The sequence below is a fragment of the Candidatus Pelagibacter sp. Uisw_106 genome, assembly GCF_047724975.1.
In the GTDB taxonomy this organism is placed as follows: Bacteria; Pseudomonadota; Alphaproteobacteria; order Pelagibacterales; family Pelagibacteraceae; genus Pelagibacter.
On record NZ_CP159819.1, the window covers coordinates 20,523 to 46,363 of the forward strand.

The window sequence follows — 25,841 nt, forward strand, 5'->3', positions numbered from 1 at the left end:
AAATGAATCAAAGCATTAAGAGTAAAGTAGAAAGTAAGATTAGTGAGGATTTATCTCCCACTAGAAATCTTACTGGACTACATTTAAAAATTGTTGGAAGTATTGCAATTATTTGGTCATTATTTCAACTTTGGTATGCATCTCCATTTCCTTTTATGTTTGATATTGGAATGTTTAAAGGACTTCCAGCTAGGGCTATTCACTTAGGTTTTGCTTTAACTTTAGCTTTTTTAATTTATCCAATTTCTAAAAGAAAAAAAATTTCTATATTTGATATTCTAATTAGTTTTATTGCTGCATTTTGTTGTTTATATATTTATTTTTTTTATGACCAATTAGTTGATAGGGGGGGAATTCTTTTAACAGTTACAATTTGGGAAAAATTTAATTTACCAGTTGAGTTGATTATTGGAAGTTGTGGAATTTTAATATTAATTGAAGCAACCAGGAGAGTATTTGGATTACCTCTAGTTATTATTGCAGTTTGTTTTTTACTCTTTTCATATTTTGGCAGATACGCACCAGAAATAATTTCGCATGGTGGGCTTTCATTAAATAGATTAGTTGGATTTCAGTGGCTTGATCAAGAAGCTATATTTGGAATTCCTATAGGTGTTTCTGTAGATTTCATTTTTTTATTTGTTTTATTTGGAGCGCTTCTAGAAACAGCCGGTGGAGGTAAATATTTTTTAGACCTAGCTTTTGCCATGGTTGGCAAAATGAGAGGAGGACCTGCAAAAGCAGCAATTTTAGGATCTGGAATGACCGGTCTAATCTCAGGATCTTCAATTGCAAACACGGTTACAACTGGAACTTTTACAATTCCAATTATGAAAAAAACTGGTTTTTCCAAAGAAAAAGCTGGTGCTATAGAGGTATCATCATCAGTTAATGGACAATTAATGCCACCTGTAATGGGAGCTGCAGCATTTGTAATGGCAAGTTTTTTAGGTGTTACTTATTTTGAGGTCGTTAAGCACGCATTTTTACCAGCAATTATTTCTTATGTGGCATTGTTTTATATTTCTCACCTTGAAGCTTTAAAATTAAATTTAAAAGGAATGGATGATGTCGATATCCCAAATTTAAAGAAAACATTTTTATCAGGATTACATTTTTTAATTCCTATTTTTGTTTTAGTGTACATGCTCGTTTATTTAAGATTTACCGCTTCATACTCAATATTTTTTGCAACGATTGCATTAATAATTGTAAACCTTGGTTACATATTATTTAAAAATTCTGATTTTAAATTAGCAATAAAAACTTGGTTTAATCAAACGATAGTTGGCTTTGAAAAAGGTGCTTTAAATATGGTTGGTGTTGGAATAGCAATAGCAACAGCTGGTATAATAGTTGGAGCTGTTGGTTCAACAGGGTTAAGTACAAATTTAATTATAGTGATAGAATTTATTGCAAAAGATAATGTTGTTATTTTGCTATTTTTAACAATAATTTTATGTCTAATACTTGGTATGGGTTTACCAACTACTGCAAATTATGTTGTAGTGGCTTCATTAATGGCAACAGTATTGGTTGATGTTGGAAACGCATCTGGATTTGTATTTCCACTTATAGCGGTTCACTTGTTTGTTTTTTATTTTGGCTTGATGGCTGACGTCACTCCTCCAGTTGGTCTCGCATCATATGCGGCAGCTGCTATTTCAGGAGGTGATCCACTTAAAACTGGTATGCAAGCTTTTTGGTACAGTTTAAGAACAGGTATTTTACCTATCGTATTTTTATTTAATCATGAATTGTTATTGATAGGCATTGAAAATATGTGGCATGGACTACTGGTAATCATCACTTCTTTGATAGGTATATTAGTTTTTACTTCTGCAACTCAAGCTTGGTTTATTAATAGATTAAGATGGTACGAGATAATAATTTTTTTATTAATCTCTATTTCACTCTTAGCCCCAGAATTTATTTTAAATAAATTTTATCCTAAATATAATTATATGGATATTAACAAAATTCATTTAATGAAGGTAGATTTCAATAAGGAGGCTAGATTTAAAGTAACACGTCCAAGTAATTATGGTGAAAGATACAAGTTAATTGTAATCAAAAAAAATACTTTTGAAACCGAGTATAGTTTAGAGCAATATGGACTTAGTTTAATTAGAGAAGAAAACAGAGTTATTGTAGATACCCTGCAATGGAATGGAAGTGCTAAAAAAAGTGGTTTTGAAACTGGTGATTATATAAGTGAATTTAAAATAGAAAATGCAGATAGACCAAATAAAGGAATCATTTACCCAATAGCTATTTTATTATTAATTATATTTGGTTATTTGAACTATAGAAGAAAAGAATAATTATCCACCAGGACCAAGATTAGATGGTTTAATTTTTAAGATTTTCCAAATACCTGATGCTGAGGTTATAATTTTATCATTACATTTCAGCTCACAAAATAAAAATACTAGTGTATTGGTCTTTTTAAGAATTCTTGTAAAGCCAGTAACTATATCACCTACTTTAGAGGCACCAATAAATTTTAAATCCAATGAAATAGTTACACAAGGTGAATTTCCAGACGCTCTATGTGCAGCAGTCCCCGCTCCTGCATCAATTAAGGCTGATAAATAACCACCGTGAGTTATCCCAGCAGCATTTAAATGATTTTCATTAATCGTAGTTTTGAATTCATATTCTGTTTCAGATACAGTTTTAAATAAAACTCCACCATTGTGTTTCATAAAACCAGGTTTAATACTTATTTGCTCAAATTCATTGCTCATAGCTCTTTATAGTACGAAAGTTAAAATTAATAAAATTATAAAAACAATTATAAAAAAATATATAACTGATTTTTGTAGTGATGATTTTAGTAACCAATCTAACATTTTTATTTATCCTTTCTGGTGGACCGCCCAGAACTCGAATCTGGAATCTCCCGGTTCGTAGCCGAGCGCCTTATCCAATTTGGCCAGCGGTCCTTAATTAAATAATTTGTCCAACATATCAAAGTTTTTGATGTAATTTAAGTTATAAAATATTATGCTGTACTATCAATGAGCAAAAAATCAAATGATGTGGTTATTACAGCTGCATTAAGAACAGCTATAGGCACATATAAAGGATCTTTAAAAGGCCTTAGTGCTGATAAACTAGGTGCACTAGCTATTAAAGAAGCTGTTTATAAATCAAAATTAAAATCAGATGATATTGATGAGGTGATTATGGGACACGTTCTCACTTCTGGATTAGGGCAAAACCCAGCAAGACAAGCTTCTATTCATGCTGGAATTCCAGTTTCAAAACCTGCACATATAATTAATCAAGTATGTGGATCTGGATTAAGATCTGTAATTTCAGGCTATCAATCTATTAAACTAGGTGAAAATAAAATTATAGTCGCTGGAGGACAAGAAAATATGTCTAGAGCACCACATACAATATTTTATCGAGAAGATAAAAAATTAGATGAAAATAAATTAGTTGATACAATGGTCAATGATGGATTGATAGACTCATTTAATAATTATCACATGGGTGTTACGGCAGAAAATGTAGCAGAAAAGTATCAAATTTCCAGAGATGAACAAGATATGTTTGCCTTCAATTCTCAAAAAAAAACACAAGATGCCATAAGTAATGATAAATTCAAAAACGAGTTAATTAAATTAAATATTAATACAGATGATAAAAATTTTATTTTTGAAAAAGATGAACATCCAAGAAGTAATTTAAACTTAGAGGATTTAAAAAAATTAAAAACTGTTTTTAAAGAAAATGGAACAGTTACAGCGGGTAATTCATCAGGAATAAATGATGGTGCGGCAGCAACTATTTTAATGTCTAGAGAAGAGGCGGAACTTAGAGGTATAGAACCTTTAGCAAAAGTGGTCTCCTGGGCAACTTGTGGTGTTGAACCTTCATTGATGGGACTAGGTCCAATTATGGCTGTTAATATAGCTTTAGAAAAAGCAGGATGGAAAATTGAAGATATTGATTTATTTGAAGTTAATGAAGCATTTGCAGCTCAAAGTATTGCTGTGATTAGAAATCTTAAAATTCCTAAAGAGATTGTGAATGTTAATGGTGGAGCAATTGCATTAGGACATCCAATTGGAGCTTCCGGAACCAGAATTTTAGTAACCCTAATTCATGAAATGATAAAACAAAATAAAAACAAAGGTTGCGCTACTCTCTGCATTGGTGGTGGAATGGGTATAGCCATGTGCATTGAAAGAAATTAATTTCTTATTTATTTGTTAATTTTTAAAGTTTTTTGTTCAATAAAAATACAGGTTTGCATAAAAAAACTTATTATTGTGCTAAAATAACATGAGATATAGTTTTTTTTAGGTGTATAAATCGATTTAAATAATGAGTGAAAAATTACTTGTCCCAGATATTGGTGAATTTGAAAAAGTTGAGGTTATTGAACTTTTAGTAAAAGTTGGAGATAGAATAAACTTAGATGATCCTATTGTTACTATTGAGAGTGATAAATCTAGTGTTGAAATTCCATCAACAGTCACTGGTAAGGTAGAAGCTGTAAGTATTAAAGTGGGTGATAAAGTTTCTAAAGGGGATTTATTGTTAAGTGTTGAGTCTTCAAAAGAAAGCCCTTCAGAAAAGCCAATTCCTAAAGATACAGAAAGTATTATTAAACAAGCAGAATCAGTTTTAAAAAATGAAAAAAAAGAAGCGACCACTGAACAAAGCCCAGTCGCTGAAAAAAAACAAACAATAATTCAGGTTATAAATGACAATGATATTGATCCACTAGAAACTCAAGATTGGTTAGAGTCTTTATCTGCAGTTATTGAAAAAGATGGAAATCAAAGAGCTCATTTTTTAATAAAAGAATTAATTAACAAAGCATATCGAGAAGGTGCAAATATTCCTTATACACAGCACACTCCTTACATTAATACAATCCCACCAGAGGCAGAAGTTAAGTCTAATGGAGATCAGAATATTGAAAGAAGAATTAGATCTTTAATTAGATGGAATGCAGCAGCCATGGTTGTTAGAGCAAATAAAAAATTTCCTGAATTAGGTGGCCATATAGGTACATTTGCATCAGCAGCAACACTTTATGATGTAGGAATGAATCATTTTTGGAGAGCTAAGAATAATAAATTTGGTGGTGATTTAGTTTATTTTCAAGGTCATAGTGCGCCAGGCGTCTATGCTAGAGCATTTCTAGAAGGTAGATTAAATGAAAAACAATTAGATAGTTTTAGACAAGAAGTAAAACCAGGTGGACTTTCTTCATATCCACATCCTTGGTTGATGCCAAAGTTTTGGCAGTTTCCAACTGTATCAATGGGACTAGGACCTATGCTTGCAATTTATCAGGCAAGATACATGAAATATTTAATTAACAGAGGATTAATTAAAGATCAAGGTAGAAAAGTTTGGGCATTTCTTGGTGATGGAGAAATGGATGAACCCGAATCTTTAGGTGCAATAGGATTAGCAGCTAGGGAAAAACTAGATAACTTAATATTTGTTGTAAACTGCAATCTTCAAAGATTAGATGGACCTGTCAGAGGTAATGGAAAAATCATTCAAGAGCTAGAAGGAAGTTTTAGAGGAGCTGGTTGGAATGTAATTAAGGTAATTTGGGGTTCTTACTGGGACTCATTGATTGCTAATGATAAAACAGGTCACCTAGTTAAAACTATGAATGAAACTGTTGATGGTGAATACCAAGCAATGAAAGCTAGAGATGGAGCTTATGTTAGAGAAAAATTTTTTGGGAAATACCCAGAGACTCAAGAGCTAGTTTCTAGTTTATCAGATAAAGATATTTGGAGATTAAATAGAGGCGGTCATGATCCTCATAAAGTTTACGCAGCATACGACCGGGCATCAAAAAACCAAGGTAGCCCAACGGTTATAATCGCTAAAACCATTAAGGGTTATGGTATGGGAAAAACAGGTGAAAGTGTTAACACTACTCATCAAACTAAAAAATTAGATGTAGATGATTTGCTATATTATAGAGATCGTTTTGATGTCCCATTAACAGATGAACAAGTAAAAAATGTTGAGTATTTCAAGCCTGATGAAAAATCATTAGAGATTAAGTATATTAAAGAAAAGAGAATGAGACTTGGTGGTTTCTTACCTGAAAGAACAACATATTCAAAACCTATTAAAGCACCAGCAAAAGATATTTTTGATTTTATGAAAGTATCAACGGGTGAAAAAGAAATGTCTACAACCATGGCATTAGTTAGAATGTTTACAAATTTATTAAGAGACAAAAATATTTCACCCAGATTAGTTCCAATTATTCCTGATGAAGCAAGAACTTTTGGTATGGAAGGATTTTTTCAAAAAATAGGAATATATGCACACGAAGGTCAAAAGTATGAACCAGAAGATTCTGCTCAGTTAAGTTCTTACAGAGAAGAGAAAACTGGACAGGTTCTAGAAGAAGGAATTAATGAAGCTGGAGCAATGTCGTCATGGATTGCTGCTGCGACTTCCTACACTAATCATGATATTGAAATGATACCAATTTATATTTTTTATTCTATGTTTGGTTTTCAAAGAATAGGTGATCTTGCATGGGCAGGTGGAGATAGCCAAGCTAGAGGATTTTTAATTGGAGCAACAGCTGGAAGAACTACTTTAGCTGGTGAAGGACTACAACATCAGGATGGACACAGTCACCTGATAGCCTCAACAATACCAAATTGTGTAACATATGACCCAACTTTTCATTACGAGCTAGCTGTTATTTTTAGAGAAGGCTTGAGAAGAATGCATGAAAAAAATGAAAATATTTTTTATTATATCACAACCATGAATGAAAATTATTCACATCCAAGCATACCAAAAGACAAGAATTGTGAAGAAGGAATTCTTAAAGGAATGTATAAAATTAAAGAGCTCAATAAATATAAAAAAACTAAAATTCAACTTTTAGGTTCAGGTACAATATTGAGAGAAATGATGGCTGCAGCAGAAATCCTTCAAAATGAATATCAGATAGATAGTGAAATCTGGAGTGTCACTAGTTTTAACGAGTTGAGAAAAGATGGTATGGAAGTTGAGAGATATAATCTTTTAAATCCTGATAAAGAACAAAAAGTTTCATTTGTAGAGCAGTGTTTAGGAAAAACTGAAGGACCAATCTTGGCAGCTTCAGATTATATGAGAATGAATTCTGATCAAATCAGACCTTATACTAATAAAAATTTTTATTCTTTAGGTACAGATGGTTATGGAAGAAGTGACACTAGAAAAAACCTTAGAAATTTTTTTGAAGTTGATAAAGAGCATATTGTTGCTTATGGACTTAGCGTACTAGCAAAAGAGCAACTAATAGCCTCAAAATATGCTAAAGAAGCCATAAAGAAGTATAATATTGATGGCAGCAAACCAATGCCAACAAAACTATAAGATGTCAGATAAAGAGATTAAAGTACCAAATATTGGCGAATTTAAAGACGTTGAGGTAATCGAAGTATTAGTTTCAAATGCTCAGTCAGTATCTAAAAATGATCCACTTATTACAATTGAGAGTGATAAATCTAGTGTTGAAATACCAGCTTCTTTTGACGGAAAGGTTAAGTCTGTTAAAATTAAAGTAGGAGATAGGGTTTCAGAGGGTGATTTAATATTAACTCTAGAGCAATCTGGAGAAGAAGAAAAGAGCATAGAGCAAAAAACTATTAAAGAAGCAGAGCCTGTTGCAAATCAAAATCAAAAAGAAAAAATTGAAAAAGTTATACAAACACAAAATTTAATAAAAAAGGATAATTCAGAAGCTTCATCTGCAAGCCCAAAAGTACGTAAATTTGCTCGAGAGCTCGGGGTTAATATTAACGAAATAGTTGGCAGTGAAAGACAAGGAAGAATTGTAGAAGATGATGTGAAAAATTTTATATTCTCTAAAATTAATAAAACCTCAGATAAGACTGAAGCTCAACCTAAAAAAATTATTAGTGAATTTTCCCATTCTGATTTTGGAGAAATTGAAGTTAAAGATATGCCTAGGGTTAAAAAATTAGCCTCTACGTATTTAGTTAATTCTTGGACTACAATACCTCATGTAACAAATCATGATGAAGCAGATATAACTGAAATGGAAGATTTTAGAACTTCACTTACTGATATGTACACAGGTGAGAGAAAAAAAATTACTCCCTTAGCTTTTATTGTTAAAGCTTTAGTTGCATCTTTAAAAAAGTTTCCTAGTTTCAACTCATCAATAGATGATATTGAAAATGGAAAAATAACAATGAAAAATTATTTTCATATTGGAATTGCAGTCGACACACCACATGGTTTGATGGTGCCAAAAATTAGAAATGCTGACAATAAAAGTATCTCATATATTAGCAATGAATTGAAAACAGTAAGTGATCAATGTAGAAATTTAAAAATAGACAAGAAGGAATTCTTTGGAGGATCTATGACTATTACAAGTCTTGGGGGAATTGGAGGTTCATTTTTTACACCAATAATAAATTATCCTGAAGTTGCTATACTAGGAGTAGGTAAAGCACAAAAAAAACAGATTTTTATCAATAGAAAATTTGAAACAAGAACAATGTTGCCGCTTTCATTGTCATATGATCATAGAATAATTGATGGAGCTGAAGCGGCTAGATTTAATAATGATCTAAAAGAAAATTTAGGCAAAAATTTTGCTTATAAATTAGCTGTATAGATTTTAATGTCAAAAACCTCATCATTATTTTGTGCATTACTTTGTACATTCATATGGGGAACAACCTTTATTGCTCAAGATACGGGTATGGACGACATTGGTCCTTTCACTTTTAATGCGGTAAGGTTTTTTGTGGGCTTTTTAGTGGTAGCCCCTTTAGCTTTTATTTTTGAAAGAAAAAATATCTCAAAATCAATTCAAAGAAATCAAAAAGAATTTACCAACTTAGCTCTTTTAATAGGCCTATCTTTATTCTTGGGATCAGCACTTCAACAAGTAGCTTTACTCTATACAGATGTTGCTAATGCAGCATTCTTTACTATTTTTTACGTTCCAATGGTCCCGTTTATAATTTTTTTTATGTATAAAAAGCCAATTCACTGGAGTATTTGGCCTTCAGTTCTTCTTTGTGTGATGGGAGGTTATTTACTAACTAATTTTTACAATGCAACGGTTAGAACTGGTGATGCGCTTATAATAATGGGTGCATTTTTCTGGAGTACACACATTATCTTTACTGGTAAAATTATAGAAAACTACAATCTTCCATTAACAATTGGTGCAATTCAAACTTTAATTGTCGCCTCTTTATCATTAATTATAGGGTTAATTTTTGAAGACTTTATTTGGTCTAATATTCTTAAAGAAAAATTTCAAATCTTATATGCTGGAGTTTTATCTGGAGGCCTTGCATTTGTTTTACAAATATATGCACAAAAAAATATATCCCCTGCTCCATCAGCAATAATTTTTTCTTTAGAAGGTGTTTTTGCTACAATTGCTGCTTGGATTTTATTAGATCAAATTTTAGATATAAATAATTTGTTTGGATGTTTATTTATTTTATTTGGTGTTTTATTTTCACAATTAGCACCAATATTAAAAAAAGATTAATTATATATTATTATAAATAAAATTATTGAAATAATAATTCTGTAAATTACAAAAACATTTAAAGAAAATTTGTTTATGTAGTCTAAGAAAAACTTAACTGTAAAATAAGAAAATAAAAAAGAAAGAGTGATTGATATTGGTATAAGGTAGTTAAACTCAAAGCTGTGACCAATAGCATTTTTTAACTGTAGTACACTTGCCCCAGCTATTGCAGGTATAGCCAACAAAAAAGAAATTTTACTTGAATCAAATCTATTAAATCTAAAAAGCCTTGCAGCTGTTATTGTAATTCCTGCCCTACTCACACCTGGTATTAAAGCAAGTGTTTGAAACAAGCCGATATATAGTATTGTTTTAAAATTTAGGTTGGAAGATATTTTTTTATCAAATTTACTTTTATCTGCTAGATATAAAATAATTCCAAAAATTAGCGTAGCCCAAGCAATTATCTTTAAATTGTTTTCTAATAGGTTAATTAGACCTGTGGAACTGAGTATGTACCCAGCTATTACAATTGGTATAGAGCCAATAATTAATAAAGATAATAATTTTTGATTATTTCTAAGGTCTAGTAACTCTCTTCTGAAATAAAAAATTATTGCAAGTAAAGAGCCAAGATGAAGACTAACATCAATCATTAGTGAGTTAGAATTAAACTCAAAAATTATCTCAACAATGTTTAAATGAGCTGATGAGCTGATTGGTAAAAATTCTGATATACCCTGAACTATTGATAGGATTATAATTTCAATAATATTAGAAAACATTTAAAGCTTCGTAACTTAAATATTCGATAATTTAAACAATTCCATTTGAACATATCAGATATGCAAAAATCATAATAAGATGATTTAACAGCATTTATTGTAAATTTAAGGTCATATGTACTGACCTTGTTTGTCTTTTATTAAACAAAACCTTATTATATGCTCAGTTTATTGAAGGGTATATATGTCAGAAAAAATGCTTAAATTTGTTAAAATAGGTCAACAAACTCCACCTAAAAGAGAAGTTGGCACCAGAAAAGAGGACTTTAGCGAAATTTATAAAGAGTTTATTAACGAAAAGGCGGGCGAACAATCTAGCAGATGCTCACAATGTGGAGTTCCTTTTTGCCAGGTACATTGTCCATTAAGTAACAATATTCCAGATTGGTTAAAATTAACTGCAGAGGGAAGATTGAAAGAAGCATATGAATTATCCCAAAGCACCAACAACATGCCAGAGGTGTGTGGAAGAATATGTCCACAAGATAGATTATGTGAAGGAAACTGTGTAATTGAACAATCGGGACATGGAACAGTAACCATAGGTTCAGTTGAGAAATATATTACTGATAATGCATGGGAACAAGGCTGGGTAAATCCAATAAAAGTTAAAAATGAAAAGAGTCAAAGTATTGGAATTATAGGAGCTGGTCCAGCTGGTCTGGCTGCTGCAGAACAGTTACGTAAGTTAGGGTATCAAATCACGGTATATGATCGATATGATAGAGCTGGTGGTTTAATGATTTATGGGATCCCAAATTTTAAGTTAGAAAAATTTGTTGTAGAAAGAAGAACAAAATTACTTGAAGAGGGTGAAATTAAGTTTGTTCAAAATTTTGAAGTTGGAAAAGATGCTACATTAGAGCAGTTAAGAAAAAAACATGATGCTCTTTTAATTGCAACTGGAGTTTATAAAGCTCGAGAAATAGATCTACCAGGAAAAGATTTAGGAAATATATTTCCAGCCATGGAGTTTTTAACAGCTTCAAATAAAAAAGGATTAGGAGACAAGGTAGAGTTATTTGATAATGGAACTTTAAATGCTGAAGGAAAAAATATTGTTGTGATTGGAGGAGGTGACACTGCAATGGATTGTGTTAGGACTTCAATTAGACAAAAAGCAAAATCAGTTAAATGCCTTTACAGAAGAGACAAAGAAAATATGCCTGGATCTGCTAGAGAGGTAGCTAATGCAGAGGAAGAAGGAGTAGAGTTCGTATGGCTATCTAGTCCCAAAGAATTTATAGGAACAAATAAAGTTGAAGGTTTGATGGTGGATAAAATCAAACTTGGTGAACCTGATGATAGTGGTAGACGTAAACCTGAAATTCAGAACAATTCTCACTTTAATATTAAAGCAGATATAGTAATTAAGGCTCTTGGATTTGATCCAGAAAATTTACCAAAACTATTTGGCTCTGAAGATTTACAAGTTACTAAATGGGGAACATTAAAAACTAATTTTGATACAATGGAGACAAATTTACCGGGTGTCTTTGCAGCAGGAGATATTATTAGAGGTGCATCTTTAGTTGTCTGGGCCATAAAAGATGGAAGAGACGTAGCAGTATCAATAAAAAATTTTTTAGAGATCAAAGAACTTAATAAAGAGAAGGTTGCTTAATGAAAAATTATAAAAAAAATCTTAAAATTCTTGAAGACGGTCATGTTTATTCAAAAGAAATGGAGCATGATGCTTGTGGAGTAGGGTTGATTGCTTCTACAGAGGGCAAAAAGTCAAGGAAAGTAGTTGAATATGGAATTAATGCCTTAAAAGCAGTTTGGCATAGAGGAGCTGTTGATGCTGATGGTAAAACAGGTGATGGAGCTGGAATCCATTTAGAAATTCCTTCAGATTTCTTTGCTGAAAAAATAGAAATCACAGGTCACGACCATGACGGTTCAGAAATTTGTGTGGGTATGATTTTTTTACCTAGAAATAATTATCAAGCACAAGAAAATGCAAGAACTTTAGTAGAAAGTGAATTAACAAAAAGTAATTTTAGTATTTATGGATGGAGACAGGTTCCAGTAAATTCAAAAGTTTTAGGTGAAAAAGCGAATCTTACGAGACCAGAAATTACTCAAGTACTATTCAAACATAATAATAAAGATTTAACAGAAAAAGAGTTAGAAAGAAAAATTTATGAATCTAGAAGAAAAATTGAAAAAGAAGCTATTAAAAATGCGATAGAAGGTTTTTATATTTGTTCACTAAGTTCTAAGTCAGTTATTTATAAGGGAATGTTTTTAGCAGAGTCTATTGCAGATTTTTATTTAGATTTAAAAGATGAGAGGTTTATATCTCGATTTGCAATATTTCATCAAAGGTTTTCAACAAACACAGCACCAAGCTGGGACCTGGCACAACCTTTTAGAGCATTAGCTCATAATGGAGAAATAAATACACTAAAGGGAAATAAAAACTGGATGAAAGTTCATGAACAAGAAATGGACAGCCCTTTATTTGACGATATGAAAAATTTAAAACCAGTTATACAACCAGGATCATCAGACTCTGCTGCATTAGATAGTGTTTTTGAACTTTTAAATATTTCTGGCCAATCAGCACCACTCGCAAAATTAATGTTAATTCCAGATGCCTGGTCTAAAAAAAGTCAAACATTATCAAAAGATCATCAACAACTATTTAATTTTTTAAACAGCACTATGGAGCCATGGGATGGACCAGCCGCTATTGCAGCTACTGATAATGAATGGGCTATAGTAGCTGCTGATAGAAATGGGTTACGCCCAATGAGATATACTATTTCAAAAGACAAAATATTGTGTGCAGGATCAGAAACGGGAATGGTTGAAATTGATGAGAAGCAAATTCTTAAAAAAGGTAGATTAGGACCTGGAGAAATTCTTGGAGTTAGAATAGCTAAAGGTAAAGTATTTTCTAATGTTGAAATAAAAGATTATTTGGCAAAAGAGTTTAAACATTTTAACAATCAGATAATTGATTTAGAAAAAAAATTTCCAATAAAAAATGAAAAATCTACTTTTTCAGGTGATGAGCTAAAAAAAAGACAACATACATTTGGTTATAGTTTAGAGGATTTAGAGCTTATTCTTCACCCCATGGCAGAAGATGCAAAAGAGGCAATTGGTTCTATGGGTGATGACACTCCACTTGCAGTGTTATCTGACCGTTATAGGCCACTTTATCACTTCTTTAGACAAAATTTTAGTCAAGTTACAAACCCACCAATTGATTCTTTAAGAGAAAACAAGGTTATGAGTTTAAAAACTCGTTTTGGTAACCTAGGAAATATTTTAGATTTTAGTAATTTAACAGAAGAAAATATATATGTTTTAGATAGTCCTATTTTATCAAACTCTCAGTTAGAAAAATTCATTAATTTTTTTGGTCAAAAATCAATAACTATTGACTGTACTTTTGATAAAAGTGAAAACCTTGAAACCTCTATTGAGAGAATTAAAAAAGATTCTGAAATAGCAGTTAGGCAGGGTCTTACTCAATTAGTCTTAAGTGATAAAAATACTTCTGAAGAAAGATTGCCTATTCCAATGCTATTAAGCGTTGGTGCAATAAATACACATCTCATTAAAAAAAAACTAAGAGGCTATGCTTCAATTAATGCCCAAACTGGGGAAGCATTAGATACACATTCATTTGCAACACTCATAGGTGTTGGGGCTACAACAGTTAATCCTTATTTAGCATTGGATAGCTTATACCAGAGATTTGAAAAGAAATTATTTGGAAAGTTTGGGTACGATGAATGCATAGAGAGATATGTACAGTCAGTAAATTATGGTCTTTTGAAAATAATGTCAAAAATGGGAATTTCAGTCATAAGTTCTTATAGAGGTGGATGTAATTTTGAAACAGTTGGCTTAAGTAGAACAGTAGCATCAGAATATTTTCCAGGAATTTTATCAAAAATTTCAGGCATAGGTTTAAATGGAATAGAAAAAAAATTAAGAATTATTCACAAAGAAGCATTTGAAGGTACGGATACAGTTTTACCAATTGGCGGAATTTATAGGTACAGAAAAAATGGTGAAACACATCAATATCAAGGTAAGCTCATTCATCTTTTGCAGAGTGCTGTTTCTTCAAATTCTTTTGACGCTTATAAAAAATACGCAAAAGGTATTTATAATCTTCCACCTATACATCTTAGAGATTTAATTGGATTTAGAGAAAAAAATTTAAATCCTTCTATAGATATCACAGAAGTAGAACCAATTGAAAATATTTTAACAAGATTTGGAAGCGGAAGTATGTCTCATGGTGCATTATCGAAAGAAGCACACGAAACTTTAGCTATAGGAATGAATAGAATTAAAGGAGCATCTTGTAGTGGTGAAGGGGGTGAAGATGAGAAAAGATTTACTAAGATGAAAAATGGAGATAGTGCTAATTCTAGAGTTAAACAAATAGCTTCAGCAAGATTTGGAGTAACACTCAAATACCTTAATAACTGTAATGAAATAGAGATTAAAATTGCACAAGGAGCAAAACCTGGTGAAGGCGGCCAGTTACCTGGATTTAAAGTTACAGAAGAAATTGCAAAATTAAGACATTCAACACCAGGTGTAACCTTAATATCACCACCACCCCACCATGATATTTATTCTATCGAGGATCTAGCTCAGTTAATTTATGATCTTAAACAAGCAAATCCAAAAGCAAGAGTTGGCGTAAAATTAGTAGCATCATCAGGCATAGGAACAATTGCAGCTGGTGTAGCTAAAGCTAAAGCAGATATAATTTTAATTTCTGGACATAATGGAGGAACAGGAGCAACACCACAAACAAGTGTTAAATATGTTGGGATACCTTGGGAGATGGGTTTAACTGAAGCTAATCAAGTCTTAACTTTGAATAATTTAAGACATAAAGTTACCTTAAGAACAGATGGTGGAATTAAAACAGGAAGAGATGTTGTTATTGCAGCAATGATGGGGGCAGAAGAATATGGTGTAGCAACCACAGCTTTAGTAGCTATGGGATGTATAATGGTTAGACAGTGTCATTCAAATACATGTCCAGTTGGAGTTTGTACTCAAGATGAAAAATTAAGAGAAAAATTTTCTGGTACACCAGAAAAAGTAGTTAACTTATTTAAATTCATAGCTGAGGAAGTAAGGGAAATTTTAGCACAGATAGGATTTAAATCATTGAATGAAATAATTGGTAGGACTGATTTATTAAGACAGGTAAGCAAAGCATCACCAAACTTAGACGATTTAGATCTAAATCCTTTATTTGTTCAAACAGATGCTGGAGAGAATACAAGATACTGTACAGTTCCAGAAATAAATTCTGTTCCGGATACTTTAGATCAAGAAATTTTACCTGAAATTAAAGAACAAATTGGAAAAGTAAAAATTATTGAAAAAGAATATATTATTAAAAATACTCATAGGACTGTTGGTACAAGAATTTCTAATCATCTTTATGAAAAATATGGATCTGAAAAACTAGAAGATGACTTTTTATCTTTAAAATTTAAAGGATCAGCAGGGCAATCATTTGGAGCATTTGGAATCAAAGGTTTAAAACTTATTTTAAAAGGTGATGCTAATGATTATGTTGGTAAAGGTTTGTCAGGAGCAACAGTGGTAGTTAAACTTCCAGATGAAAGTAATTTAGTTTCACATGAGAATACCATAATAGGAAATACTGTTTTGTATGGAGCAACATCTGGAAAACTTTTTGCAGCAGGTCAAGCTGGAGAAAGGTATGCCGTAAGAAATTCAGGATCAATTTCGGTTATTGAAGGTTGTGATTCTAATGCTTGTGAATATATGACTGGTGGTACAGTTGTAGTTTTGGGTGATATAGGAGACAATTTTGGAGCTGGCATGACAGGTGGAATGGCGTTTATTTACGATATAAATAAGAAATTCGATAAAAAAGTAAACCCAGAGACTTTAGTGTGGCAAACACCAGAAACAGACCATTGGATAGCTTATTTAAAAAATTTAGTACAAGAGCATCACCAGGAGACAAACTCGGATTTTTCTAAAAAGATAATAGAAAATTTTGATAAGGAAATTTCTAATTTTATTCAAGTTTGTCCAAAAGAAATGATTGATAGGCTAAAAAACCCAATAAGTTTAAAATCCATTATAAAAGAAGTTAGTTAAAGTGAAGGATATAAATATTTTTTGTTTTGGTTTTGGCCAAGTAGCAAAAAATTTTATAAAGAAGCTTAGTATTGAGCGATATAATATTAACTTGTCAGCAACTTCTAGAAGCGAATCTTCAAAAAAAATATTCAATGGTATTAATTATAATAGCTACCTATTTAATAGTGAAAAATTTGATCAAAATTTAGTTGTGAAATTAAAAGAAGCAGATCATATCTTAGTTTCTATACCACCAGAAAATCAAGAAGATCTAGTTGTAAAAAATTTTTCTAAATTTATGGAAAGCTCCAAAGTAAAATGGATAACATACTTATCGGCCACTAGCATTTATGGTGATCATAACGGTGAATGGGTTAATGAAAATAGTAAAACAAACCCAATCTCAAAAAATGGTATCGCAAGATTAAAAGCTGAAAATGCATGGTTTTCTTTGGAAAAAGATAACAAAATACCAATTCAGATATTCAGGTTATCTGGAATCTATTCTAATGAAAAAAATATTTTAATACGTCTAAAATCAGGAGATGTGAAATTGATCAATAAAAAAAATCATTATTTTTCCAGAATTCATGTGGATGATATTTCAAACATATTATTTGAATCTTTATCAAAATTTAAGTCAGGTGAAATATATAATCTATCTGATGATAAACCCTCCACATCTGAAGATGTTACTTTATTTGGAGCAAAAATGTTGAATATTGAAAATATTGAAAAAATTGAAGTTGATCAAATTAAAAATGAGATGTTGAAAAATTTTTACAATGAGTCCAAGAAAGTTAGCAACAAAAAAATGAAAAGTTATTTTAACTATAATTTAAAATTTCCAAGCTACATTGAAGGACTAAACTATATTAGAAGTAATTTTATCTAGTTCTAAGAGTATTCTTTTTAGACCACGTTTGCTTGATAAGCTGTGATCACCATTTTTTATTATTACTAATTTTTTATTAGCTTTAGTAAATAGCTTAAGAACTTTTCTGGAATAACTTTTTGGAACAACTTCATCTTTACTTCCGTGAATCATAGTTACTTTGATGCTGGATTTAATCTTTTTATTTAAGATTTTATTTTTTCTACCATCTTTTATTAATTGATAGGTGATTGGATACTCATAATTACCATGTTTTAAATTATAAATTCCTTTCTTTATAGTTTCGTTTTTCATTTTTTTTGTAAACTTCTTCCACATTAGGTTTTGTAAAAACTCTGGAGCAGAGCCAATTCCTAAAAAACCTTTAATTTGATCTTTAAAATATTTAAATTGATTTAAGGAAAGCCATGCACCCATACTCGAGCCAACTAAGATAAATTTATTTTTTTTAACTATTTTTCCAATTACTATTTCAACTTCTTTTGACCATTGAGTAATATTTCCACTAGTAAATTTCCCTGAGGACTTTCCATGACCAGAATATTCTAGAGCAAGAAAGCCAAGTTTATTTTTTTTAGCAAATTTTAATATAGTCTGAGGTTTTTCACCTTCAATGTTTGACATAAAACCATGTAAAAAAACAATATAGAGATTATTTTTGTATTCTTTGCTTAAGTATCTTATTTGCTTGTTATTAAGGACTCTAATGTATTTAAATTTATTCATATGAGTTTATTAGAATTAATTCTTAATATATAGTTCTATCAAATGTCTTCAGAATTAAAAGTATTGCAAGTAATTCCTAAACTTGGATATGGAGGTGCAGAAACAGGCTGCTACGATCTTGCACATTATTTGCCAGAAAATAATTGCAGTTCTTATATAGTGACCAGTGGTGGAGAATTATTAAAATTTGTTGATAAAAAAAAAGTAAAAGTAATAAAACTTCCTGTCCATAGTAAAAATCCATTTTTAATACTCTTTAATTCAATAGCGTTAATTTTTATCATTTTACTAAATAACATATCTATCGTTCATGCAAGAAGTCGTGCTCCAGCCTGGTCTTGTTTGCTCGCAACAAAAATTACAAGAAGAAGGTTTGTTACAACTTTTCATGGCACTTATAATTTTAAAAATCCATTTAAAAAATTTTATAATTCAGTAATGGTTAGATCAGATTTAATAATAGCTGGATCAAATTTTATTTTTTCACATATTAATAAAAATTATCCAAAATATTTGAATTTAAAAAAAAAATTCTTAGTAATTTTTAGAGGTATTAATGTTGATTATTTTGATTCAACAACAACTTTAGATAGTGAAGAAAACAGACTTATTTCAGATTGGAAAGTTGATAAAAATAAAAAGATGATTTTAATGCCAGGTCGGTTAACAGCCTGGAAAGGGCAAGAGACATTTATTGAAGCTTTAAATCTTGTTAATAAAGAACTAGGTTATGAATCTTTCAATGCTGTTATATTGGGTAGTGATCAAGGAAGAGACATTTATACAAAAAAAATTAAAAGATTGGCTGAGCAATATAGATTAATTAGTCAGTTAAAATTTATAGAGAATTGCAAAAATATGCCACTAGCCTATAAAATATCAGACATTGTTGTTTCAGCTTCAGTAGAGCCAGAAGCTTTTGGAAGAGTAGCGGTTGAAGCTCAATCAATGGAAAAACCAATAATAGCAAGTGATATTGGGGGATCTAATGAAACTATTACTGATAATGTGACGGGTTTTTTATTTCAATCTGGTAATGCAGAAGCTTTGAGTAAAAAAATAGTAGAAGCCTTACAATTAGATGAATCTAGATTGAAATCTATTGGTATAGAGGGTAGAAAAAATATAATTAAGAAATTTAATGTTGAAAAAATGTGTTTTTCTACGTATTCAGAATACAAAAAATTATTGAATTAAATGCCATTAATAACATTGCCAGATGGAAACACTATTAAATTTCCAAATAAAGTAACAGGACTTGAGGTTGCTGAAAAGATTAGCAAATCTTTATCAAGGCAGGCAACTGTTATTAGCGTTAATGAAGAACTTAAAGATTTAAGTTTTGTTATAGATGAAGATTGCTCAATCAAAATTTTTACTTCAAAGGATAAAGAAGGCTTAGAAACTATTCGTCACGATACAGCCCATATAACTGCAATGGCAGTTCAAGAACTCTTTCCAGGAACACAAGTAACTATTGGTCCAATTATAGAAAATGGATTTTATTATGATTTTTCAAGAAAAGAATCCTTTACAGAGGATGATTTAAATAAAATTGAAAATAAAATGAAAGAAATTGTTGATAGAGATGTACCAACTACAAGAGAAGTTTGGAAAAGAGATAAGGCCATATCTCATTTCAAAGATAAAGGAGAAGTATACAAAGCTGAAATTATTGAAAGTATTCCACAAGGTGAGGATGTTTCCATATATTTTCATGGAGACTGGCATGATTTATGTAGAGGCCCTCATCTATCTTCTACAGGAAAAATTGGTAAATACTTTAAGTTAACAAAGGTATCTGGAGCTTATTGGAGAGGTGACTCAAATAATGAGATGTTGCAAAGAATTTATGGAACAAGTTGGGCATCACAAAAAGATTTAGATGAATATTTAAAAAGAATAGAAGAAGCAGAAAAAAGAGATCACAGAAAACTTGGAAAAGAAATGGATTTATTTCACTTTAGGGAAGAAAGTCCAGGGTCAGTATTTTGGCATGAAAAAGGTTGGAAGTTATTCCAAAAATTAGTTGCATACATGAGAGCTAGACAAGAAAAAGCTGGCTATAAAGAAGTAAATACTCCTGAAATTTTAGATAGATATCTATGGGAAAAATCTGGCCACTGGGAAAAATATGGAGAGCACATGTATATCTCCCAAACACCAGATGAAAAAATATTTGCAATAAAACCAATGAATTGTCCAGGCCATGTACAAGTTTTTAATCAAGGTTTAAAAAGTTATCGAGATCTTCCTTTAAGAATTTCAGAATTTGGAAAAGTACACAGGTATGAGCCTTCAGGCGCTTTACATGGACTGTTAAGAGTTAGAGCTTTTACTCAAGATGATGCTCATATTTTTTGCACAGAAGATCAAATTACATCGGAGTGTTTGATTGTTACTAATTTGATTTTAGATATTTATAAAGATCTTGGGTTTGAAGATGTAATATTAAAATACTCAGATAGACCAGATTTAAGAGTTGGGGATGATAATGTTTGGGACAAAGCTGAAAAAGCTTTGTTAGATGCAGTTAAAGCTTCAAAGCTTGAATACACAATTAATAAAGGAGAAGGAGCATTCTACGGTCCAAAAATTGAATTTGTTTTAAGAGATGCGATTGGTAGAGATTGGCAATGTGGAACTTTACAAGTAGATCTTAATTTGCCAGGAAGATTAGATGCTTCTTTTGTTGATAAAGATGGAACTAAAAAAATTCCAGTTATGCTTCATAGGGCATTATTTGGGTCATTAGAAAGATTTATTGGAATTCTTATAGAAAACTATGCAGGTAAATTTCCATTTTGGATAGCTCCCTTACAAGCTGTTGTAATTCCAATTTCAGAAGATTTTGATTCTTATGCAAAAGAAGTAAATGAAAAAATTAATAATGCTGGCATGAACTCTGAAGTAGATTTAAAAAACCATAATTTGAATTATAAAATTAGAGAACATTCTTTATCTAAAATACCACTTTTGTTAATTTGTGGTAAAAAAGAAGTTGACAGTAACTCAGTAACGATTAGAAGATTAGACACGAACAAACTAGAAAATATGGAATTGAACTTATTTTTAAAAAAATTCTCAGCTTTAAATAAAGCACCCTCAAACTAAGTGGCAGATTTTAAAGGAAATTACTTTCAAAGAAGAACCAAAGACAGAGGACCTAAGTCTAATAATAGGATTACTGCGCCAGAAGTTCAGGTTATTGGAAGTGATGGTGATAACATAGGAATATTAAATACTAATGAAGCCATATCAATGGCCAAAGAACAAGGTTTAGATTTAATTGAGATAGCCCCAAATGCAAAACCACCTGTATGTAAAATTATTGATATGGGTAAATTTAAATATGATGCTCAAAAAAAAGCAAATGTTGCTAAAAAGAAACAAAAAATTGTTTTATTAAAAGAAATTAAAATGAGACCAGTTACTGAAACGCATGATTATGATTTTAAGGTTAAAAATGCTAAAAAATTTCTTGGAAAAGGTGACAAGGTAAAATTTACAATAAGATTTAAGGGTAGAGAGCTACAACACTCACACTTAGGCAGAGAATTAATGGATAAAATAAAAGCTGATATGCAAGATATTGGCAAAGTTGAATTGCACCCAAAGTTTGATGGGAAGCAAATGATCATGGTTATTCAGCCTTTATAAGGCTTAATAGAGGTTGTAAATCTATTCCAATATTTGTATAAGTCCGCAGAATTATGCCAAAATTAAAAACTAAAAGTTCAGCAAAGAAAAGATTTAAGATATCAGCTACAGGGAAAGTTATGATGGCTCAAGCTGGAAAGAGACATGGCATGATAAAAAGAACAAACTCACAAATTAGAAAATTAAGAGGCACGACTGCTATGTCAAAACAAGATGGCAAAATAGTTAAATCATACATGCCTTACAGTTTAAGAGGATAAAATGGCTAGAGTAAAAAGAGGCGTAACAAGTCACGCTAAACATAAAAAAGTTTTAAAAGCTGTCAAAGGTCAATGGGGCAGAAGAAAAAATACTATAAGAGTTGCAAAGCAAGCCATGGAAAAAGCTATGCAATATGCTTACAGAGACCGTAGAACTAAAAAAGAGAATTCAAATCTTTATGGATACAAAGGATTAATGCAGGTGTTAGATCTGAAGGATTAACTTATTCAAAATTTATTAATGGCTTAACCAAATGTGGAATTAAGTTAGATAGAAAAATACTAGCTGAAATAGCATACGATAGCCCAGAAGCCTTTAAAACGATCGTTCAAAAAGCTCAATCGGCACTAAATTAATCTTCACTATTGTTTTTCTTCGGTGAAGAAATAATCTCTCAATATGCCTGATATTAAAAAAATAAAAGATAGTTTTCTTTTAAAGTTAAAAGAAAATTTAGATTTAAATCAAGTTAATCAAATTAAGACAGAACTATTTGGTAAAACTGGGTTAATCAGTTTACAATTTAAACAGCTTGGAAAATTAGCAGAAGATGAAAGAAAAAAGTTTGCATCAGATTTAAACTTAATCAAAAATGAACTTGAAAATTTAATTACTACAAAAATTAACGATATTGAAACAAAAGAGATTAACAAAAAGTTAGAAAAAGAAAAAATAGATATAACATTACCAGAAAGACCTTTTGTTCAGGGAAAAATTCATCCTGTATCTCAAGTCATAGATGAAATTTCTTCAATTTTTTCAGAAATTGGTTTTAGTGTCGAAGAAGGACCGGATGTTGAAAATGAATATAATAATTTTACTGCATTAAATACGCCTGATAACCATCCTGCAAGAGATATGCATGATACTTTTTATCTAGATGATGCAAAAGAACTATTATTAAGAACACATACTTCTCCAGTTCAAATTAGGACAATGCTTAATGATAAACCACCTTTTAAAATAATAGCGCCTGGCAGAACATATAGATCTGACAGCGATCAAACCCATACACCAATGTTTCATCAGGTTGAAGGATTACATATCGATAAAAATATTAATATGGGGCACTTAAAAGGATGCTTAAATTATTTTATTAAAGAGTTTTTTGAAGTTGATAAAATTAAAATGAGATTTAGACCTAGTCATTTCCCATTTACAGAGCCATCTGCAGAAGTTGATATTGGTTATGAAATAAAAGATGGAAAAATAGTAATTGGGGAAGGTGATAAATGGCTAGAAGTTTTAGGCTGTGGAATGGTTCATCCCAATGTTTTAAAAAATGTTAAAGTAAATCCTGATGAATTCCAAGGTTACGCATTTGGAATAGGAATAGATAGGCTCGCAATGTTAAAATATGGCATTAATGATTTAAGAGCCTTTTTTGATTGTGACTATAGATGGCTAAATCATTTTGGATTTGATCCAATAGATGTCCCAACAAACTATAGGGGCTTAAGCCGATGAAGATTACAACAGCGTGGCTTAAAGATCATTTAGATACCAAGCTTAATGAAAGTCAGATTATTGATAAACTTACAGATATTGGTTTAGAAGTAGAAGGTGTTGATAGTCAATCAGGAGAGCTTGATGAATTTGTAATTGCCAAAATTTTGAAGGCTGAAAAGCATCCTGATGCAGATAGGCTTAGAGTATGTGATGTTGATATAGGTTTAGGCAAACCAGTAAAAGTTGTTTGTGGAGCTCCAAATGCTAAAGAGGGTTTATTAACAATTTATGCTCCTCCTGGTGCTGTAGTACCAAAAAGCCAAATGAAATTGGTAGTAAGTAAAATAAGAGGTGTAACCTCATATGGAATGCTTTGTTCAGAATCTGAACTTAATCTATCAAATGAAAGTGATGGCATAACAGAGCTTTTACCAGAAAAATATAATAAAAAAGTAGGAGAAAGTTATTTTCCGAAAAAATTTTTAAATGTAATTGATATTTCTATTACACCAAATAGAGCAGATTGTTTGGGTGTAAGAGGGATAGCAAGAGATCTAGCTGCTGCAGGTGCGGGAATATTAATAAATCAAAAAGAAAAAAAAATCGATAAAAAAAACAAACAAATAATTAGTATAAAAATTGAAAATGAAAAAAATCAAGCATGCATATCCTTTGGTAGTTGTTTAATTAAAGGGGTAAAAAATACTGAAAGTCCAGAGTGGTTAAAAGACAAAATAATTTCTTTAGGCCAAAAACCCATTTCGGCAATAGTTGATATTACAAATTATGTAATGTTTGATTTGAATAGACCACTTCATGCATACGATGTTGATAAAATAGATAAAGGAATAGTTGTAAGAAATTCTAAAAAAGGTGAAACATTCAAAGCATTAGATAATAAGGAGTATAAATTAGAGGATGAGATGTGTGTCATATCAGATGCATTGGGTGTATTAGGTCTTGGTGGCATAATAGGAGGCACAAGAACTGGAACTGAGCTGGATACAAAAAATGTGTTAATTGAGTCTGCTTACTTTAACCCACGATCAATCAGAAAATCATCTAAAATCTTGAATATAGACACAGATGCAAAATTTAGATTTGAAAGAGGTATTGATCCATTATCAATTGACCAGGGACTTGAAAAAGCAGCAAACTTAATACAAGAAATATGTGGTGGTGTAGTTAGTGAATTTGATATTCAAAAAATTGAAGATGTTAAAAAAAAATCATTAAAATTTGATCCTTCTTTATTTGAAAAAATTACTGGGTTTAATATCGACACAAAAGAAATGATCACAATCTTAGATAACCTAGGATTTGAAATAAAAGAAAACAAAGGATCGCTTGATGTCGTTATTCCATCTTGGAGACCAGATATTTCACAAGAAGTTGATGTGGTGGAAGAACTTGTGAGAATTAAGGGTTATGATCAAATTAAAATTATTGAACCTGAAAAAGTTAGAAAAAAACAAACATTAAATTTAAGACAAAGGTTATTTCATTTTTTACAAAGATCTATTGCTTCTAAGGGCTATTTTGAGGCTATCACATGGTCTTTTACTGATAGTAAAATTAATCAGCTGTTCATTGAAAATAAAAAAGAAATCAAAATAATTAACCCTATAAGTTCTGATTTGAACGTTTTGAGAAGTTCAATCTTTTCTAATTTGATTATCCATTTGAATAAGAATTTAGGAAGAGGATTTAAAGATTTGTCATTTTTTGAAATAGGTCCAATTTTTTTAGGATCTGAGCCAGGTGAACAACAGACTGTAGCTAGTGGATTAAGATCAGGAAAATTGGCTAGACAGAGTTGGTTGGAAAAAGAAAGATTAGTAGATGTATTTGATATTAAAAGTGATGTCATCAAAAGTTTAGTTGAAGCAGGTTATAATAAAGACAAGTTCTATATTGATGATGAAGTACCAAGCTATTATCACCCTGGAAAATCGGGAAGAATATTTCTAAACAAGGGTAAAGAAAAAGTGGTAGCTTTTTTTGGTGATATTCACCCAGGTATATTAAAAAAATTAGATATTAAAGTTGAAGCATTAGTGGGTTTTGAAATATTTTTAGATAATTTAAAACAACCAAAAAAATCATTAAAAGATCAAAAAACTCAGTACAAATATTCAGATTTTCAAAAATCAGAAAGAGATTTTGCTTTTGTTTTAGATAAAAATTTTAAAGTTCAAGAATTAATTGAAACTATTTCTAATGTAGATAAAGAATTAATAAAATCTGTCAAAGTATTTGATGTTTATGAAGGAACCAATATTCCAGAAGGCAAAAAATCAATTGCATTAAATGTAATTATTCAATCTTTAGAGAAAACATTGACAGAAGATGATTTAAACAAAATTAATCAACTTATTATTTCTGCTGTTGAATCTAAAACTGGTGCTAAGATTAGATCATAATC

The 25,841-nt window shown here is 30.8% G+C and carries 17 protein-coding genes, 1 tRNA gene and 1 pseudogene; 15 read left to right on the forward strand and 4 right to left on the reverse strand.

Annotated features, from left to right (window positions below; genetic code table 11):
• Nucleotides 1–2: 2 nt before the first annotated feature.
• The gene (locus ABXT45_RS00110; RefSeq protein ID WP_415313595.1) at nucleotides 3–2,324 is read left to right on the forward strand and encodes a TRAP transporter permease; all 2,322 of its coding nucleotides are present in this window, start codon (nucleotides 3–5) and stop codon (nucleotides 2,322–2,324) included.
• Here ABXT45_RS00110 and ABXT45_RS00115 read toward each other — a convergent pair whose 3' ends face one another.
• Complete coding sequence (locus ABXT45_RS00115; RefSeq protein ID WP_415284743.1) at nucleotides 2,325–2,750, reverse strand: PaaI family thioesterase; 426 nt, start codon at nucleotides 2,748–2,750, stop codon at nucleotides 2,325–2,327.
• Nucleotides 2,751–2,871: 121 nt separating this feature from the next.
• Nucleotides 2,872–2,948, reverse strand: a tRNA-Arg gene (locus tag ABXT45_RS00120).
• Between the two features lie 75 nt (nucleotides 2,949–3,023).
• Between ABXT45_RS00120 and ABXT45_RS00125 the strand changes: the two genes are divergently transcribed.
• The 4 genes from ABXT45_RS00125 (at nucleotide 3,024) to ABXT45_RS00140 (ending at nucleotide 9,547) form a co-directional block, all read left to right on the forward strand.
• Nucleotides 3,024–4,211: an acetyl-CoA C-acetyltransferase gene (locus tag ABXT45_RS00125; protein ID WP_415313597.1), complete on the forward strand. Its 1,188-nt coding sequence runs from the start codon at nucleotides 3,024–3,026 to the stop codon at nucleotides 4,209–4,211.
• A 130-nt stretch (nucleotides 4,212–4,341) separates the two neighbouring features.
• Complete coding sequence (gene aceE, locus ABXT45_RS00130; protein WP_415313598.1) at nucleotides 4,342–7,380, forward strand: pyruvate dehydrogenase (acetyl-transferring), homodimeric type; 3,039 nt, start codon at nucleotides 4,342–4,344, stop codon at nucleotides 7,378–7,380.
• A 1-nt stretch (nucleotide 7,381) separates the two neighbouring features.
• Nucleotides 7,382–8,653: a 2-oxo acid dehydrogenase subunit E2 gene (locus ABXT45_RS00135; RefSeq protein ID WP_415314451.1), complete on the forward strand. Its 1,272-nt coding sequence runs from the start codon at nucleotides 7,382–7,384 to the stop codon at nucleotides 8,651–8,653.
• Nucleotides 8,654–8,659: 6 nt separating this feature from the next.
• Nucleotides 8,660–9,547, forward strand: a complete 888-nt coding sequence (locus ABXT45_RS00140) for a DMT family transporter (protein WP_415313599.1) — start codon at nucleotides 8,660–8,662, stop codon at nucleotides 9,545–9,547.
• Here the strand turns inward: ABXT45_RS00140 and ABXT45_RS00145 are convergent.
• Complete coding sequence (locus ABXT45_RS00145) at nucleotides 9,544–10,314, reverse strand: undecaprenyl-diphosphate phosphatase (RefSeq protein ID WP_415313601.1); 771 nt, start codon at nucleotides 10,312–10,314, stop codon at nucleotides 9,544–9,546. The two genes, ABXT45_RS00140 and ABXT45_RS00145, sit on opposite strands and share 4 nt — an antisense overlap.
• A gap of 184 nt (nucleotides 10,315–10,498) precedes the next feature.
• Here ABXT45_RS00145 and ABXT45_RS00150 point away from each other — a divergent pair, with 184 nt between their 5' ends.
• From ABXT45_RS00150 to ABXT45_RS00160, 3 genes are read left to right on the forward strand one after another with little or no spacing between them, the layout of a single operon-like run.
• The gene (locus ABXT45_RS00150) at nucleotides 10,499–11,938 is read left to right on the forward strand and encodes an NAD(P)-dependent oxidoreductase (protein WP_415313603.1); all 1,440 of its coding nucleotides are present in this window, start codon (nucleotides 10,499–10,501) and stop codon (nucleotides 11,936–11,938) included.
• Nucleotides 11,938–16,443, forward strand: coding sequence for a glutamate synthase large subunit (gltB, locus tag ABXT45_RS00155; RefSeq protein WP_415313605.1), 4,506 nt, complete (start codon nucleotides 11,938–11,940; stop codon nucleotides 16,441–16,443). Before ABXT45_RS00150 ends, gltB begins: the two co-directional genes overlap by 1 nt.
• A 1-nt stretch (nucleotide 16,444) precedes the next feature.
• Nucleotides 16,445–17,320 (forward strand): NAD-dependent epimerase/dehydratase family protein, encoded by an 876-nt coding sequence (locus tag ABXT45_RS00160; protein ID WP_415313606.1) that lies wholly within the window; start codon nucleotides 16,445–16,447, stop codon nucleotides 17,318–17,320.
• Here ABXT45_RS00160 and ABXT45_RS00165 read toward each other — a convergent pair.
• The gene (locus ABXT45_RS00165) at nucleotides 17,291–18,046 is read right to left on the reverse strand and encodes an alpha/beta hydrolase (protein ID WP_415313608.1); all 756 of its coding nucleotides are present in this window, start codon (nucleotides 18,044–18,046) and stop codon (nucleotides 17,291–17,293) included. The two genes, ABXT45_RS00160 and ABXT45_RS00165, sit on opposite strands and share 30 nt — an antisense overlap.
• 42 nt (nucleotides 18,047–18,088) lie before the next feature.
• On the opposite strand from ABXT45_RS00165, the gene ABXT45_RS00170 reads away from it, so the two are divergent.
• The 7 genes and pseudogenes from ABXT45_RS00170 to pheT all read left to right on the forward strand — a co-directional run bounded on the left by ABXT45_RS00170 (nucleotide 18,089) and on the right by pheT (nucleotide 25,839).
• Nucleotides 18,089–19,243, forward strand: a complete 1,155-nt coding sequence (locus ABXT45_RS00170) for a glycosyltransferase family 4 protein (protein WP_415313610.1) — start codon at nucleotides 18,089–18,091, stop codon at nucleotides 19,241–19,243.
• Nucleotides 19,244–21,160 carry a threonine--tRNA ligase gene (gene thrS / locus ABXT45_RS00175; RefSeq protein ID WP_415313611.1) on the forward strand — a complete coding sequence of 639 codons (1,917 nt, stop codon included), beginning with the start codon at nucleotides 19,244–19,246 and terminating at the stop codon, nucleotides 21,158–21,160.
• Complete coding sequence (infC, locus tag ABXT45_RS00180; protein WP_415313612.1) at nucleotides 21,161–21,706, forward strand: translation initiation factor IF-3; 546 nt, start codon at nucleotides 21,161–21,163, stop codon at nucleotides 21,704–21,706.
• A gap of 53 nt (nucleotides 21,707–21,759) precedes the next feature.
• Nucleotides 21,760–21,966: a 50S ribosomal protein L35 gene (rpmI, locus tag ABXT45_RS00185; protein ID WP_006997462.1), complete on the forward strand. Its 207-nt coding sequence runs from the start codon at nucleotides 21,760–21,762 to the stop codon at nucleotides 21,964–21,966.
• Nucleotide 21,967: 1 nt separating this feature from the next.
• Nucleotides 21,968–22,323 (forward strand): annotated as a pseudogene (gene rplT, locus ABXT45_RS00190) (50S ribosomal protein L20).
• 43 nt (nucleotides 22,324–22,366) lie between these two features.
• Nucleotides 22,367–23,434 (forward strand): phenylalanine--tRNA ligase subunit alpha, encoded by a 1,068-nt coding sequence (gene pheS / locus ABXT45_RS00195; RefSeq protein WP_415313614.1) that lies wholly within the window; start codon nucleotides 22,367–22,369, stop codon nucleotides 23,432–23,434.
• Nucleotides 23,431–25,839, forward strand: coding sequence for a phenylalanine--tRNA ligase subunit beta (pheT, locus tag ABXT45_RS00200; RefSeq protein WP_415313616.1), 2,409 nt, complete (start codon nucleotides 23,431–23,433; stop codon nucleotides 25,837–25,839). The genes pheS and pheT overlap by 4 nt, the downstream gene beginning before the upstream one ends.
• Nucleotides 25,840–25,841 lie beyond the last annotated feature (2 nt).

Excerpts from the sequence above, each read along its gene's own strand:
- ABXT45_RS00110 (WP_415313595.1), top strand. The coding sequence starts at position 3 with ATGAATCAAAGCATTAAGAGTAAAGTAGAAAGTAAGATTAGTGAGGAT.
- ABXT45_RS00115 (WP_415284743.1), bottom strand. The coding sequence starts at position 2,750 with ATGAGCAATGAATTTGAGCAAATAAGTATTAAACCTGGTTTTATGAAA.
- ABXT45_RS00125 (WP_415313597.1), top strand. The coding sequence starts at position 3,024 with ATGAGCAAAAAATCAAATGATGTGGTTATTACAGCTGCATTAAGAACA.
- aceE (WP_415313598.1), top strand. The coding sequence starts at position 4,342 with ATGAGTGAAAAATTACTTGTCCCAGATATTGGTGAATTTGAAAAAGTT.
- ABXT45_RS00135 (WP_415314451.1), top strand. The coding sequence starts at position 7,382 with ATGTCAGATAAAGAGATTAAAGTACCAAATATTGGCGAATTTAAAGAC.
- ABXT45_RS00140 (WP_415313599.1), top strand. The coding sequence starts at position 8,660 with ATGTCAAAAACCTCATCATTATTTTGTGCATTACTTTGTACATTCATA.
- ABXT45_RS00145 (WP_415313601.1), bottom strand. The coding sequence starts at position 10,314 with ATGTTTTCTAATATTATTGAAATTATAATCCTATCAATAGTTCAGGGT.
- ABXT45_RS00150 (WP_415313603.1), top strand. The coding sequence starts at position 10,499 with ATGTCAGAAAAAATGCTTAAATTTGTTAAAATAGGTCAACAAACTCCA.
- gltB (WP_415313605.1), top strand. The coding sequence starts at position 11,938 with ATGAAAAATTATAAAAAAAATCTTAAAATTCTTGAAGACGGTCATGTT.
- ABXT45_RS00165 (WP_415313608.1), bottom strand. The coding sequence starts at position 18,046 with ATGAATAAATTTAAATACATTAGAGTCCTTAATAACAAGCAAATAAGA.
- ABXT45_RS00170 (WP_415313610.1), top strand. The coding sequence starts at position 18,089 with ATGTCTTCAGAATTAAAAGTATTGCAAGTAATTCCTAAACTTGGATAT.
- thrS (WP_415313611.1), top strand. The coding sequence starts at position 19,244 with ATGCCATTAATAACATTGCCAGATGGAAACACTATTAAATTTCCAAAT.
- rpmI (WP_006997462.1), top strand. The coding sequence starts at position 21,760 with ATGCCAAAATTAAAAACTAAAAGTTCAGCAAAGAAAAGATTTAAGATA.
- pheS (WP_415313614.1), top strand. The coding sequence starts at position 22,367 with ATGCCTGATATTAAAAAAATAAAAGATAGTTTTCTTTTAAAGTTAAAA.
- pheT (WP_415313616.1), top strand. The coding sequence starts at position 23,431 with ATGAAGATTACAACAGCGTGGCTTAAAGATCATTTAGATACCAAGCTT.